Genomic DNA, 14,528 nt, shown 5'->3' with positions numbered 1-14,528 from the left:
TTCTTACCGGTTCATATCTCATTAAATTAGATGTATTAAATAATCTTAAGAAACATCAGGAAGTTTTTTCTTTATTAGAACAAGTATATGATATGAATAAGTCGAGTAAAAAAAGGAAAATCAAGTATTTGGACGAATTTTTACCCAAAAATCAAGAGCAAAACTAGGTTTAGATGATGTTACCGAAGCTCTAAAATAAAAAAGCTAAAGCAATTTTTCTTAATGATCCAACTAGACCTAACAAAGAGATTATTATATCACCGGATATAGATTTGGCAAAAACGTTTGTTGCTGAAGGGGATGCACTAGTGTTATTTAATCAAAATGAGGAGGCGGTAGATACTTATGCTACTGCTGAAAATATATATTGGAATAACTATAAAGAAAATATGAAAAATGTGTATGAAATAAGTAATATGTATTTTGTAGTCGCTAAAGCTAGTTGTACTTTACCTAAGAAATTTTGGTATGAAAAATTCCGTAATAATCAGATAGAACAATTCGGAGCTGATCATCCGAATAGTATAAAAATTTTAAACCTTAAATGTGATGGTTCAAATTAGCTAGAATTTTTTCTGATTAGTGCAATAAAAAAACCGGACGCGGTAAGAATAATTCCAAGCCAAATAAAGCTCATCGTTGGCTTGTAATATATTTTAGCATGGATTATATCGCCGTCTATATTACTTAAAACTGCGTAAAGATCATATGATAAGTAAGAGTATATATCACTTTCTTGCGATAAACTCTTTTCAACTATATAAAGCCTATTTTCCGGCTTTAATATAGTTATATTACGGCTATTATCCTCAAGCCAAAATTCAGCGATTTGTCTATAATAATTTTTACCTTGAGCAAACTTAATATTTTGCAATGTTACCTTAAATTCGTTAAATGTTTTACTTGTTCCTACTCTGCCGGTAAAATCCATTTCACTTTGTAATAATGTATTCATAGTAATACTAAAACTAATTAGTGCAAAACCAAAATGTCCAAGGATCATACTAGCGTTACTTGCTTTAAGTCTATTTCTACAATAATTAGTTTTAACCAAAAAATAATGAATATTATGAAGCATAAGAAATATAGATGCGATTATAGTTAAAATCGATATAACACTAAATGTTACTTTTAATGATATTAAATAAGTAATTATTAGAGATAATATTAGAATTATAATATGTTTTTTAATAGAGCTTCTGGTAGTAAATAATCCTATGGTACCAAGAATAGGGATAACGAATATAATAAAATTATTAACAAAAAATGTTTCACTAATAATAATAGGTTTATCGTCGAATAAAGAGTAAATTGGTGGATAAAGTGTGACAGCTATTAGCACAATAAGGCTAAGAAGGAGGAATATATTACCGAGGAGTATGGAGTTTCCACAATTCGTCATTGCGAAGCCACAAAAGTGGCTGTGGCAATCTCGGCTAGTTTCCTGAGATTGCTTCGTCAATGCTAATGCATTTCCTCGCAATGACGTGGTAGTATACAACCCAATACTACCAATCCCCATAATCAAAAATATCCCAAGCAAGTATATTCCTCTCTCAGGTGAGAATGCAAAAGAGTGAATTGAGGTAATAAAACCGGAACGTACTAAAAAAGTACTAAATATTACTAATAAAAAAGTAATGATGGATAAAATTATCGTCCAGTTTTGCATACGTCCGGTTTTTGTTGTTACAATTATAGAATGATGGAGCATAATTCCGGATAACCAAGGAAATAGTGAAATATTTTCTACCGGATCAAAAAACCAAAATCCGCCCCAGCCGAGTTCTCTATATGCCCACCAAGAACCAAGGCTAATTCCTATGGTAGTAAATAAGATACCGATATTGGAAAATGTTTTGAGAAGTCTTATGTCATTAATGGATTCCCGCTTTCGCGGGAATGACATAAGTGGGTATGAGAATGACATAGAGGCACAAACAATAGTAAACGGTACTACATAGCTAACATAGCCTAAATAAAGCAGAGGAGGATGGATGCTCAAAGCAATATCTTGTAGCATCGGGTTTAAGCCTAACCCTTCTTTAGGAACGAAAGAAAACACGTTAAAAGGATTGGAGGTAAAGTAAATAAAGCTGCTAAAAAATAATTGTATGGCTGATAGAATAATAATAGATAAAAATTTAAGACGGTTATCTTCAAGTAAAAATATATAACAGTAACTAACGATTTGTAATAAACAAAACCATAATAACATTGAGCCTTCGTGGCTCGACCAACTACCGGCTATTTTATATATTAAAGGTTTTAAAGTACTGGAATTTAAGAAAACATTTTGTAATGAAAAATCAGAGATAATAAAAGCATAGACTAGGGTAAAAAAGGCAAGTATAGCACATGAGGCAGCTATGTAGAAGGGGAAAGTAATGAGGTAGTTGTAATTCCCGCGAAAGCGGGAATCCAGTCTATAAAATAGAGATTTTTTATGGATTCCAGCTTTCGCAGGAATTACATAAAAGACAAAAGATAAACCGATAACCGACAAGCACATCGTTGTTAGCAATAAAAAATTACCGATTTCACTCACTGCTTATTGTTCCCTCGGTAGTAGGTAATACGGTAATTTTTACGCTATCAATCTTATTGGCAATTTTCTTTAAAATAATTACCTTTAAATTAAATATTTCAATTACTTCCCCTTGATTTGGAATTCTAGCAATTTTATGGATTATTAATCCTGCTATAGTGTTTGCATCTTCATCCGATAAATTCCAATCAAGTTCTCGGTTAATATCTCTAATAGTCGTAGTTCCTTTTATAATGAACTCGGTATTAGACTTCTTGATAATTTCATTATTAAGTCTATCATGTTCATCAGTAATTGGGCCTACGATTTCTTCTATAACATCTTCAAGAGTAATAATACCCAGTAGAGTACCATACTCATCTACAACACAAGCAAAATGATTATTACGTTCTCTAAATGCATGTAGTTGGTCTACTACAAGTGCATTCTCAGGGATAAACCAAGGTGGGGTTAGAAGTTTATTAATATCAACTTTTTTTGCATCATTATTATTTTCATATAATGCTTTAAGCAAATCTTTTAGATTGAAAATCCCTATTATATTATCTCTATTATCTTGCCACAAAGGTATACGTGTATGAGCACCCGATAATAAAGTTTTAATTATCACTTCATGAGGTAGGTCGATATTAAGGGCTATAATACTACTTCTGTGAGTCATAATTTCTGATACCGTCATATTACGTATATCTAATATCCCGCCGAGCATATTACGATCAGATTTATAAACTCCGCCTTCTTGATGGTAATGCTCAATCACGCCTCTTACTTCTTCCGTTCCTGATATTTGAGGATTTAAATTAATACTAAATATGAAGCAAAATATTTTTGTAATGTAATCAAGAGCAATATTAATAGGTTTGAAAAGCTTTAAAAATATTATGATAGTTGAAGCCATTTTTAATGCTAATTGTTCAGGTTTAGCAACGGCTATTGCTTTCGGTACTACTTCGGCAAAAACAATAATTATAAAAGCCATAACGCCGGAAGCAACAATGGGGCCATTATCTCCAAGAAAGCTAATAAAGAGAGTAGTAGCAATAGTGGTACAAACAGTATTGATTAAACTATTACCTATTAATAAAGTTCCTATGACCTTTTCTTTTTTCTTAAGAATCTCTAAAACTGTTTTAGCACGCTTATTACCGGCAATTTTAAGCTTATGAATCTTCCCTGGGGAAGAAGCGGTAATAGCAGTTTCGGTAGCGGCAAATAAAGCAGATAAGGTGATCATTATTATAATAACGATCACAAGTATGGTAGTCATTCTTTGTTAAAATATAAATTAACTATAAATAATTATATTAGTAATTATAGATTTTGCCTAATGTTTTTTTGTTATCAATGACTCCTTTTAGTATCTTTTGTTTTTCGGCTGTTAATAAGATTTTGAAATTTGTCATTTGTAGATGATGTCTTGTGTGATTTGTGTCCAATCGCTATTGCTTGTTGCTGTATTAATAATGTATTAGCTTGAGCTTTCCTTAAATTTATACCTTGTTCTTTAGATTCTTCAGTAGTTAGAATTTTTTGCCCTTTGGAGAGTTTTATCGCACTATCGCATACGAAAACTCCGCAATCATATACATTTTCTTGTTGCTTGGTATTTAGGTCTGTTATTTTTGCATCGGGATAAATTTCGGTAATATATTCTGTTACTTTTGGTCGAGATTCCAATGGCTCACCATAGGGATCATTATACATAAAGTTTATATTACCTTTATCATCTTTACTAGCCATTAAGAGTAACCAATGTTTATGTCCTGTATTTAGTGGTATAATTGCAGGCTTATTATCTAGTATTAAACCCTCTACTGTAACACGAAGAGTATCTTTTAGTATTTCCGGCTCTTCTAAAGAGACATGATGAAATATAGAGAACATATTCTTATCTATATTTGTTTCCAATATATTTTTTATATCATCTTCAGTGTATAAATAAGTAGGTTGTTTTATATTTCCTGTATTATAAACACCAACTTTATCTTCAGTATTTATAACTGGTGATGATTTTTTTTCAGGTATCTGCTGTTTTGGCTCTATTACTGGTTTGGCTAATTGTTGTCCTGCTTTTAGAGATTCCTTATACATTTTCTGTGGAATTCCTAATTTTTCCCATGGTTTTTGATTATTAGCGGGAGCTTGCTGTTGCGGTGGATTTATAGAAGATGCAACAGTGGTTAGTGGTTCTTCTGTTATTGTCGGCTTTGCTTCCGTAGTTGGAGTTGTTGATTCGTGAGTTTTTTTAGGTTCTTCTTTTTTGCCGAATGTTGCTTCTTTAAAACTAGTTATTATATCTTTAAAATAGTTAAAAATTCTTTTAAAAAAACCTTGCGGTTGTGGTTGGTTTGCTTTTGGAGGTTCATATGATGTTGTTTGCTCTACTTGTATATCCTTAGGTCTATCATTCATAACTTTCTTTGTATTAAAATTAAAGTCAATAGGATTTACCGCAGTTTTACCTAAATCTTTTTGAAATTGCCTAGATATTTGTGATACATATTTTTTTAAGTTTTCAGCAGCATTATTTGAATCTTTTAAAATTTCATTAATTTCGAGTTTCAATCCGTAAATTTGATCTTCAGAGGTAATACCGAATTTAGCAGTGATAAGATTTGTTGCTTCGTCTGCAGAAAGAGGCCAAGTTTCTATAATCACTCTACCGCCTTGATTTTTAGCGTTTTTTATTATTTTATCTAGCTTTTCTTTATCAGGTATTGTACCGGAAAGTAATTGATCAATTTTACGATCATATACAAGATTGTTAAAAACAGATGTTACTAAACTTATATCCGTAATTGTAGTGGCTTTATCTTTTGGTACTATACCATCGGCTATAGATAAATTTTGATCTGCTTCATTTGTAAAAAAAACATGATCAACTTTTTTCATAATTTCCTTCCAATAAGCTTCTAGTTCAGAATTTTGGGGTAATGAATTATATTGATCAAAAGTAATAGTAGTTTTTATATTTAAATTTTGTAAATTAATTAAATCTTGTACCTTAAAAATAGGTTGTATATTATTGTTATTAAGTTGAATATTAAAAATCGGTGTTTTGCCCTTTTTGTGGGATTCTTGTAAGATCTCCGAAAAAATACGTTCTTTATCAGGTATATGTGATGCTTTATTCACTTCTAGCCTGATAATAGGCAGTTTATTTTGAGCTTCCTGCTTGTTTATTGTCTCTAATATCCGATCTTCATCTCCAAGTAAAAGAGTAAATATAATAGGCTCAGCCATTACTAACCTTTATTAAAAGAATATTAGGTTCTGTGAAAATTTCTAATTGATTTACTATTTTAAGATATTTTTTAGCGAAAATTAATAAGGTTTTTGAAGGAATAGTTATTCATATTTCAAAAAAATCTTATAATTTGCAGCAAAAAAGAGTCAAAATTAAATCTTTTTAGAAATCTTCACAGAACCTACATATAATTATTAGAATTTTTGAGCTTTAAATCAAGCTATATTTAATAATCCGTGCTTTAGCTTATATAATTTATCCATTTTATGTGCTAACTCATGGTTATGTGTTACCATAATAACTGCGGTATTTTGTTCTCTTGCTACTTTTAAAAATAAATTAAATACTTCATTTGTAGTTTTGGGATCTAAATTACCTGTAGGTTCATCTGCTAAAATAATTTTCGGCTTATTAATTAAGCTCCGAGCTATAGCGACCCGTTGTTGTTCTCCTCCCGATAATTCTCCGGGCATATTATAGAGTTTTTCCCCAAGCCCTAAATCATCTAATATCTTTGTTGCATCTTCTATTGCTTCTTTTTGATCAAGACCACTAATAAGCCTCGGCATAATAACATTTTCAAGAGCGGTAAAATCTTTAAGTAAGTGATGTTGTTGATAGATAAAACCTAAGTAATGAAGACGAATGAGATGATATTTTTGATATTTGCTATTTGGTATGATGACTTGACCGTTTGTAGGTTTATCAAGCAAGCCGGCAATATGTAGTAAAGTTGATTTGCCGCTACCTGAAGAACCTATTATAGCGATTAATTCACCTTCATTAACCATTAGATTAAGATCATCTAGTACTCTAACAATAGTTTTGCCTTGGCTGTAATGTTTTGAGATATTTTTTAAAATGAGGACTGTATTATTCATATCTTAGGGCATCCACGGGATTTAATTTTGAGGCTCTATAAGAAGGATAAATTGTCGCAAGAAAACACAATATTATAGATAAAGAGGTAATTAAAATAATATCCTCGGCTCTTACTTTTGAAGGTAAACTATAAAGAAAATAAATAGCTGCCTCGAAAATTTTAGTACCGGTTATACGTTCCAAATAATTCTTGATAGTTTGAATATTATAAGAAAAGGTAACACCAAGGATTACACCTAGTGTTGTGCCAAGTAATCCTATAAACATTCCATTATAGATAAAAATAAGCATTATTTGCTTAGTGCTTGCTCCCATAGTTCTAAGAATTGCAATATCTGAAGTTTTATCTTTAACAAGCATAAATAAGCTTGAAATAATATTAAATGCGGCAACCGTAATAATTAAAGATAGAATAGTAAACATAGCCGTACGCTCAACAGCAAGAGCACTTAAAAATTGTGAATTTAAGGTTTGCCAATTAAATACATATAGGGTTGGATCTAATAGTGATTGTATTTTATATGAATATGCGAGAGCTTTATCGGGATCTAGACTATTAATTTCGATTAAATTAATATCGTTGCCGAGAGATAAGAAATTTTGTGCTGTGGTAAGCGGCATTAATATCGTTGTCAAATCATAATCATACATACCACTATTGAAAATTGCTATAACTTTAAATTCTTTTGATCTTGGCATACTGCCAAAGGCGGTAGAAACTGAATTCGGTGAAATTAATCTAATCTTATCCCCAACGGTTACGCCTAAATTGCTTGCTAATTGTTCTCCGAGTGCTATTACGTTTTTGCCGTGAAAATTATCAAAACTACCAAAATTTACATTTTTAAAAATTTCATTTCTTACACTTAGATCCTTTAATTTCATACCTTTAACAAGTACACCGCTATTATTACTTTTACCAAGAGCCAAAGCTTGACCGTGAGCAATGAATGTTACATGCTTTACATAATCTTGTTTTAGGAGTTTGGCTTTAATCTCTTCATAGTTATCAATACTACCACCTTGCCGATTTATCACTATATCCCCATTTAAGCCGATAATATTTTTAGTAAGCTCTATATGAAAACCGTTCATAACGGACATGACTACTATCAATGCTGCAACGCCGATCATTACGCCCACTAAAGAAAAGGCAGAAATAATAGAAACAAACTTTTCGTTTTTCTTAGCTCTAAAATATCTGAAAGCTATCTTGAAGATAAAATTGTTATTGATCATTTGTTTATTTTTTCTTACATCCGTTTCTAGGTTATCCCTGCGTGAATCAGCTTTTTTGTCATTGCGAGCAGCCGTAGGCTGCGTGGCAATCTTATGAAATAATAACAAATTCCTGAGATTGCTTCATCAATTACTTTGTAATTTCCTCGCAATGACGACACAATTGATGACATAAAGACATCTACACGTTACTAGAAATCTCAAAGACTTTATCGTACTTAAATAATTTAGGTAATGTTACTAACCCAAATAGCGTAACACTGGATATAGTAATGCCAAGAGGAGTAAAAGTACCGTTATATAAAAATCCTACTAATTGTAGCCCAAATGCCGTTAAAATCAATCTAGCCGCAGTGAAAATAGCCATCATACGAGCTTTACCGTCCGGAATAGCTTCTAAAAGCAATGGCCATAATATATTAATCGGATATATCACGCCAAGAGATAATAATAAAGTAACTATTGTTATGGTTAAAGGATTATTAATATTATATACAACTAATATGCTATTTCCTAGTAGGAATAGTATTATAAATATAACTCCAAAATAGAAGCAATTTTTAATACCGAATTTTTTAAAGCAATAACCGCTTGAAAAGCTCATAATTGAGAATAGAGCCGCCATTGCTCCTTGATAAAGTCCGAAATATTCTAAAGTTACACCTAAATCTTGCATATATAAAATAGGAGCAATCCCAATAAATATCCAATATCCTTGTGCAAGAAATATCATTGTAAGTATATAATACATAGCTTTTGACGATTTGAAGATAGGTATATATTCTTTTAAAGAAATACGTATTTTTTTATTAACTTTTCTTTTTGGAATAAATAATATACCAAGAATTAGGCTGATCAAACCTACTATAAGCAACAAAACAAAATTGCTACGCCAGCCCCAAAATAAATTGACGTAGCTACTTATAACCGGTGCTATTGCCATAGAAAGGGCAATAGTGCCGTTTAAAATGCCCATTAATCTTTGCTGTTCTTGTACCGAATAAATATCGGCAAGAACAACATATACTAGCACTGCAACCGACGATATCCCGCATCCTTGCAAAAATCTTCCAAATAATATAACTACATAATTATTTGCAAATACACAAAATAAACTACCAAGATTAAAAATCAGTAAACCGAGTATAATAATTGTTCTGCGTCCGTACCTATCTCCTAAATTACCGACTATAAGTGAAGTAATACAATAAGCAGTTAGATTAACACCAAGTAGTAACTCTGTCATAAAAGTTGAAAGGTTGAATGTATTTTGTATTTCAGGAAAACTTGGAACGAATAAATCTATTTCCGCTCCAGCGAGTATTTCCATGATGATTACGGTAATAATTAATTTCATAAGTAATTGTTAGTTTGAGGTTATTTTAAAGTATTATTGAATCAGAAAGTCTGTGCGATGTCATCCCTGCGAGGTATTGTTGTATATATACCAAGTCGTCATTGCGAGGGACCGTATGGAGCGTAGCAATCTCAGGAATTTTCCCCAAAATTGCTTCGTCAATTTACTATTGTAAATTTTCTCGCAATGACGGAAAAACCGATCCACGCAACAACATTTTTGCGGGAATGACATAAATAAGGATGCAGGAATGGCAGCAAAGCCACGCAACAAATTAGCTTTCTATATTCTTATAGCTTACAATAATTAGTGTATTGTTTTACTAAAGAAAGAATAAATGAATATTTATGCTCGTCTAGCAATTTTTATTTATCAGGAGTATATACCATGACACGATAACAGGAAGACTGAAAGGAAGTGCAAGCAGAAACTTTTAGTGATATATGTTAAGAATAATGATCCCTAACATGTGAGACTATTAACAAAATAAATTTTAAAGCTAATTAAATTTATTTTTACTGCAAATTATAAGGCTTTTTTAAAATAGGATTAACTATTCCTTCAAAAATCTTATTAATTTTCGCTAAAAATTCTTTTTAATTATCAATTAAAATTATTTTGTTAACAATCCCCTATCAATTTTAAAAATTAATTAAAATATTACTGATTAATTCCTAAAGCTTGTTTTTGAGTATCGGTAGTATTCTCCATTACCCACTTTTGGACATCAGGACTTAACATATTATACTGACCTGCTGTTAAACTAGCAACCCAAGCTTGTTGATCGTCAGTACTCATAGCTTGTATTTGGGTTGTTGTAACTGAAGCTGGGTCAGGCATTTGCATTGATGAAGCAAATACTGGGCTTGCGAAAGCTAGAATTAATAAAATCTTTAATAAATTTTTCATTTTGTAAACCTTTTTTGTTTTGTAATTACGATTATAACAAAGTCACGGCAGCTTTCAAGCTAAATTATATTAAACATTTAAATTTTTTATACTAAGGAACTTTTATTGTAACAAATATATCAATTATATACTTTATTGTCATTCCCGCGAAAGCGGGAATCCAGTAAAAAGCGTTCAGTATCATACCGTGGTTTGACCATGGGATCTTGTGTCACAGATTATGCCCTAAGATACCACGATCAAGTCGTGTTATGACATTAAAGGTTGACTGGATTCCTGCTTTCGCAGGAATGACATACCCCTTTATATTGTTAACTGCTCTCTGCAAATATTTCGATAAATTTCTGAGTTTTTAGATAAATCATTATGTGATCCTTCAGCGACTACTCCTCCTTTATCTATTACTAAAATATAATCAGCTGATTCTATACTACTAATTCGATGGGCAATTGATATAATAATGTTCCCTTTCATTATTTTTTTTATAGACTCTAGTAATTTCTGTTCACTCATCGTATCTAAAGCACTCATTGCCTCATCAAGAAGTAAAATTTGCGGCATGCGTAGTAATGCTCTAGCAATAGCTATTCTTTGTTTCTGTCCTCCTGATAATCTAACGCCTCTTTCACCGATTTTAGCATTTATACCGTCATGAAGTTTAGCAGCAAATTCTTCTATTCCTGTAATTTTTATTATCTCATTTATTTCGTCGTCGCTTGCTTCATTATTACCGAATATAATATTTGATTTTATAGTGCCGGAAAAAATGCTAGCCTCTTGAGGAACATAGCCAATTAATTTACGAATTTCAGCAGGATTTAAAAGAGTTATATCTTGATTGTTAATAAGGATAGTGCCGTTTTCTTGCCGGTAAAAACGCAGCAGTAACTGTATCACAGTACTTTTTCCTGCACCTGATCTACCTACAATACCAAGAAACTTATTGGCATTTATCTTCAAAGACATATTATTAATAATCCTTAAATTAGGTCTTGAATGATAGGTAAAATCAACATTTTTGAATTCTATCGAGATTGGATCGGAATTATTTAATTCTAAATAATTATTATGTGCTATAGGTGTCTTATCTATAATTGTAATTATTCTCTCAAGGGCTGTAACAGGTAAATGCATTTCGCTTAGTAGTTCAAAAATACCGCCACAGCTAACTCCGGCGATAATCGCATAATAAATAAACGAGATAATTTGTCCCGCAGATAAATGACCTTTCACTATATCTGAAGCTCCGATCCAAACGACTAAAGTAATCGCAAGAAATATAACGGCTATTGAAATCGCAAAGAATAAAGCACGAATTTTTAAACGGGTTTTGCAGTATATTAAGTAGTTTTGTAATTTAGTGTCAAAATCGGCAATTTTGTTTATTTGATGGTTAAAAGCATAAATAGCTCTAATATTATTAAAAGTTTCATCAATATCCGATGCTAAAAGTGACTTAGATTCTAGAGCTTTTTTAGATAAAACCTTAACATGCTTGCCGAATTTAATTAAAGGAATTAATAAGATAGGAATGGTAATAATTACTATAGAAGCGAGTTTAAAGCTTTCAAAAAACATTAATGTAATGCCGCCAATTAGCATCACCGAATTGCGAATAAAAAAAGATAAGAAATTAATGATGAGAGTAGATATTTGATCTATATCATTTGTTAGGCGTGAAATTATATCGCCGATTTTTAGTTCTTCAAACTCTTCAATTTCATAATTAATTAAATTACTATAAGCTTCTTTCCTTATTTGAGTAACTGCCTTTTCAGCAACATTATTGATAAAATATGAACGAAAAAAACTAGCAATACTTAAGATGATAATTAATAAACAAATATATAATATAGATTTATCAACCGATAAAATATGGTCTTTGCCCAAGCCTTTATCAACTAAATTTCTAAAAACACTACCGATTAGTAATAATGAAGCTGATACGCTAAGTAAAGAGATCATAACGATGATCAAATCTTTTTTATAGAACCTTAGATATTTAGCTAGTCTATATAAAAGTTTGATATCCATAAGAAAAAAATGTCATTGCGAGGAGCGAAGCGACGTGGCAATCCAGAAAAATAATAAAAAAGTACTAATTTTAGCATTTTTTTACTGGATTGCTTCGTCAATTACTTTGTAATTTTCTTCGCAATGATGATTTGGTAACCACACAACAATTCCAAAATATGGGGCGAGTGACGGGATTCGAACCCGCGACCCTCAGAACCACAACCTGATGCTCTAACCAACTGAGCTACACCCGCCATAAATTAACAACGTAAATTTAGATTATCAGAAGGAGTTAGTCAAGAATATTTATTGTATTAACATATATTATTTGACTTATATATTATAACTATATATAGTTACAACATGAATCAGTATATAAAACTTATAAATAAAGCTAAACAAAATCCTAAAGGATTAAGTTTCTCTGATTCATACTTTAATGAAGTGCGGTTGGGTTAAAGATAGGCAAAAAGGTAGCCATCAGATTTGGTACTCGTCCAAAGGAAATAGGTTATCTATTCATACTTTTGGAAATATGGTAAAAGAATATCAAGTTCGACAATTTTTAAACTTTGCAAAAGGAAATGAAGATGAAAACAAATGATACATTTGACGGGTTTACTATAGAACTTTTTAAAGATACGGATGAAGATTGGCTAGCAAGATTTGAAGAGCTACCGAATGTATCAGCTTTTGGTAATTCGCCTGAAAAAGCACTGCAAGAATTACAACAAGCTTGGACTTTAATGAAAGAAAGTTATATAAGTCATAATCAATCTATTCCCTTAGCTCCGTCTAGGAAAGAGTATAGTGGACAGTTTAATGTTAGAGTAGATAAACGTGTGCATCGAGCTTTAGTACTTGAAGCACTTAGAGCAAAAATTAGTTTAAATGCTTTAGTATCTCAAAAATTAACTTTATCGGTAAAACAATGAAAAAAAAAGCAGTTATTTTATTAAGCGGTGGACCTGATTCTACTACGGTTCTTGAGATAGTTAGCAAAATGGATTATGAAATTTATGCTCTAAGTTTTAATTATCATAGACGCAATAGTCTGGAAGTCCAAAAAATCCAAGGATTAATTAAAGATTATAATGTAAAACAACATAGGGTTATTAATATTGATTTGCAGTCATTTATTGGTTCTGCATTGACTGATGATAATATAGATGTACCAAAATTTAAAAACACAGATCAATTACCAAGTGACATACCGGTTACTTATGTACCGGCACGTAATACAATATTTTTAAGCTATGCACTAGGAGTTGCTGAGGTTATAGGAGCTAGAGATATTTTTATTGGTGTACACACTAATGATTATACTAACTATCCTGATTGTCGTCCTGAATATATAAAATCTTTTGAAACAATGGCAAATTTAGCAACTAGGGTAGGAGTAAATGGAGAAAAAATTACTATCCATGCTCCTTTAATAAATATGACCAAAGAGCAAATAATTAAAAAAGGGCTTGAGCTTGGAGTAGATTATAGTAAAACAATATCATGTTATGATCCAACAGAAGCCGGTTTATCTTGTGGTCAATGTCTATCATGCATTGCACGACTTGATGCTTTTAAAAAGAATAATGTACAAGACCCGATTAAGTATGTATAATTATAGATATATACTCATAAGTAAAATTAATAATAAAATAATATGAAGTAAATTTGTATACAAGGTGAAAACTTTTTCACCTTGTGTACTCATTATTTAAAAATCTTCTGTATAATATGAGTATATTTATATTATACAGAAAAATAGTTAGTATATATGATAAATAGAGGACATTTATATGCCCCTTTTCCTGTGCTTGATTTAAATGATATAGTTTTACGAGAGTTAGTCGCGGAGGATACACAAGATTATTTTAATTATATGAGTAAGCCGGAAATGGCTATTTATATAACTGATAGCAATAGGCCTAAAGACGTAGAAGAAGCCAGAGAGGAAATACGTTATTGGTCTAGTTTATATAAAAATCATAGGAGTTTTTATTGGGGAATTGCCATTAAAGACGATAATAAATTAATAGGTACTGCTGGTTTTAATATAATAAATCTAGAGCATCATAGAGCAGAAATAAGTTATGATCTAGATCCTAATTTTTGGGGTCAAGGTATGATGTTAAAATCTATAAAGAATATTTTAAAATTTGCTGATTATATTGGTATTATAAGAGTACAAGCAACAGTAATTACTGATAATTTTCGTTCGATTAATCTTCTTGAGAGATGCGGTTTTGCTAGGGAAGGAATTCTTAAAAAATACGAAATAGTTGCAAATGAGCATAAAGATTATTATATGTACGCAAGAGTATTATAGTAAG

At 31.1% G+C, this 14,528-nt stretch carries 13 protein-coding genes and 1 tRNA gene; 5 read left to right on the top strand and 9 right to left on the bottom strand.

The genetic code is table 11. The features are described from left to right. Window positions 1–272 precede the first annotated feature (272 nt). Window positions 273–563 carry a hypothetical protein gene (locus AB4K15_RS04825; RefSeq protein ID WP_032073530.1) on the top strand — a complete coding sequence of 97 codons (291 nt, stop codon included), beginning with the start codon at window positions 273–275 and terminating at the stop codon, window positions 561–563. On the opposite strand, the gene AB4K15_RS04820 is transcribed toward AB4K15_RS04825, so the two are convergent. From AB4K15_RS04820 to AB4K15_RS04780, 9 genes are all read right to left on the bottom strand, one after another. Further along, a complete protein-coding gene (locus AB4K15_RS04820; protein WP_084698730.1) occupies window positions 560–2,548 on the bottom strand; it encodes a heme lyase CcmF/NrfE family subunit in 1,989 nt (662 codons plus the stop codon). The genes AB4K15_RS04825 and AB4K15_RS04820 overlap by 4 nt on opposite strands. Then, window positions 2,541–3,815, bottom strand: a complete 1,275-nt coding sequence (locus AB4K15_RS04815; RefSeq protein ID WP_032073529.1) for an HlyC/CorC family transporter — start codon at window positions 3,813–3,815, stop codon at window positions 2,541–2,543. The genes AB4K15_RS04820 and AB4K15_RS04815 overlap by 8 nt, the downstream gene beginning before the upstream one ends. Window positions 3,816–3,889: 74 nt before the next feature. After that, complete coding sequence (locus tag AB4K15_RS04810) at window positions 3,890–5,791, bottom strand: Ulp1 family isopeptidase (RefSeq protein WP_032073528.1); 1,902 nt, start codon at window positions 5,789–5,791, stop codon at window positions 3,890–3,892. A 219-nt stretch (window positions 5,792–6,010) separates the two neighbouring features. Further along, window positions 6,011–6,676: an ABC transporter ATP-binding protein gene (locus tag AB4K15_RS04805; protein ID WP_032073527.1), complete on the bottom strand. Its 666-nt coding sequence runs from the start codon at window positions 6,674–6,676 to the stop codon at window positions 6,011–6,013. Beyond that, a complete protein-coding gene (locus AB4K15_RS04800; RefSeq protein WP_032073593.1) occupies window positions 6,669–7,916 on the bottom strand; it encodes a lipoprotein-releasing ABC transporter permease subunit in 1,248 nt (415 codons plus the stop codon). The genes AB4K15_RS04805 and AB4K15_RS04800 overlap by 8 nt, the downstream gene beginning before the upstream one ends. A 181-nt stretch (window positions 7,917–8,097) precedes the next feature. After that, on the bottom strand, window positions 8,098–9,273 hold the full coding sequence (locus AB4K15_RS04795) for a multidrug effflux MFS transporter (protein ID WP_500225725.1): 1,176 nt from the start codon (window positions 9,271–9,273) through the stop codon (window positions 8,098–8,100). A gap of 660 nt (window positions 9,274–9,933) precedes the next feature. Further along, window positions 9,934–10,182 (bottom strand): DUF2673 domain-containing protein, encoded by a 249-nt coding sequence (locus tag AB4K15_RS04790; protein ID WP_014365492.1) that lies wholly within the window; start codon window positions 10,180–10,182, stop codon window positions 9,934–9,936. 303 nt (window positions 10,183–10,485) lie between these two features. After that, window positions 10,486–12,216, bottom strand: a complete 1,731-nt coding sequence (locus tag AB4K15_RS04785) for an ABC transporter transmembrane domain-containing protein (protein ID WP_032073525.1) — start codon at window positions 12,214–12,216, stop codon at window positions 10,486–10,488. A 159-nt stretch (window positions 12,217–12,375) separates the two neighbouring features. Next, window positions 12,376–12,452 (bottom strand) — tRNA-His (locus AB4K15_RS04780). Between the two features lie 185 nt (window positions 12,453–12,637). On the opposite strand from AB4K15_RS04780, the gene AB4K15_RS04775 reads away from it, so the two are divergent. The 4 genes from AB4K15_RS04775 (at window position 12,638) to AB4K15_RS04760 (ending at window position 14,524) form a co-directional block, all read left to right on the top strand. Further along, window positions 12,638–12,802: a type II toxin-antitoxin system HicA family toxin gene (locus AB4K15_RS04775; RefSeq protein WP_084698729.1), complete on the top strand. Its 165-nt coding sequence runs from the start codon at window positions 12,638–12,640 to the stop codon at window positions 12,800–12,802. Then, on the top strand, window positions 12,789–13,133 hold the full coding sequence (locus AB4K15_RS04770) for a toxin-antitoxin system HicB family antitoxin (RefSeq protein ID WP_500225724.1): 345 nt from the start codon (window positions 12,789–12,791) through the stop codon (window positions 13,131–13,133). The genes AB4K15_RS04775 and AB4K15_RS04770 overlap by 14 nt, the downstream gene beginning before the upstream one ends. Continuing rightward, window positions 13,130–13,816 carry a 7-cyano-7-deazaguanine synthase QueC gene (gene queC, locus AB4K15_RS04765; RefSeq protein WP_032073524.1) on the top strand — a complete coding sequence of 229 codons (687 nt, stop codon included), beginning with the start codon at window positions 13,130–13,132 and terminating at the stop codon, window positions 13,814–13,816. The genes AB4K15_RS04770 and queC overlap by 4 nt, the downstream gene beginning before the upstream one ends. A 156-nt stretch (window positions 13,817–13,972) precedes the next feature. Then, entirely contained in the window at window positions 13,973–14,524 is a 552-nt protein-coding gene (locus AB4K15_RS04760) for a GNAT family N-acetyltransferase (protein WP_032073523.1), read from the top strand. Window positions 14,525–14,528: the final 4 nt, after the last annotated feature.

It is taken from the genome of Rickettsia aeschlimannii (assembly GCF_047973405.1).
Taxonomy (GTDB): Bacteria; Pseudomonadota; Alphaproteobacteria; order Rickettsiales; family Rickettsiaceae; genus Rickettsia; species Rickettsia rickettsii.
This window is presented reverse-complemented; position numbering and strand designations above follow the sequence as displayed.

What these genes read in the sequence shown, in the direction of transcription:
- AB4K15_RS04815 (WP_032073529.1), bottom strand. Translation starts at nt 3,815, where the DNA reads ATGACTACCATACTTGTGATCGTTATTATAATAATGATCACCTTATCT.
- AB4K15_RS04810 (WP_032073528.1), bottom strand. Translation starts at nt 5,791, where the DNA reads ATGGCTGAGCCTATTATATTTACTCTTTTACTTGGAGATGAAGATCGG.
- AB4K15_RS04805 (WP_032073527.1), bottom strand. Translation starts at nt 6,676, where the DNA reads ATGAATAATACAGTCCTCATTTTAAAAAATATCTCAAAACATTACAGC.
- AB4K15_RS04800 (WP_032073593.1), bottom strand. Translation starts at nt 7,916, where the DNA reads ATGATCAATAACAATTTTATCTTCAAGATAGCTTTCAGATATTTTAGA.
- AB4K15_RS04795 (WP_500225725.1), bottom strand. Translation starts at nt 9,273, where the DNA reads ATGAAATTAATTATTACCGTAATCATCATGGAAATACTCGCTGGAGCG.
- AB4K15_RS04790 (WP_014365492.1), bottom strand. Translation starts at nt 10,182, where the DNA reads ATGAAAAATTTATTAAAGATTTTATTAATTCTAGCTTTCGCAAGCCCA.
- AB4K15_RS04785 (WP_032073525.1), bottom strand. Translation starts at nt 12,216, where the DNA reads ATGGATATCAAACTTTTATATAGACTAGCTAAATATCTAAGGTTCTAT.
- AB4K15_RS04775 (WP_084698729.1), top strand. Translation starts at nt 12,638, where the DNA reads ATGAAGTGCGGTTGGGTTAAAGATAGGCAAAAAGGTAGCCATCAGATT.
- AB4K15_RS04770 (WP_500225724.1), top strand. Translation starts at nt 12,789, where the DNA reads ATGAAAACAAATGATACATTTGACGGGTTTACTATAGAACTTTTTAAA.
- queC (WP_032073524.1), top strand. Translation starts at nt 13,130, where the DNA reads ATGAAAAAAAAAGCAGTTATTTTATTAAGCGGTGGACCTGATTCTACT.
- AB4K15_RS04760 (WP_032073523.1), top strand. Translation starts at nt 13,973, where the DNA reads ATGATAAATAGAGGACATTTATATGCCCCTTTTCCTGTGCTTGATTTA.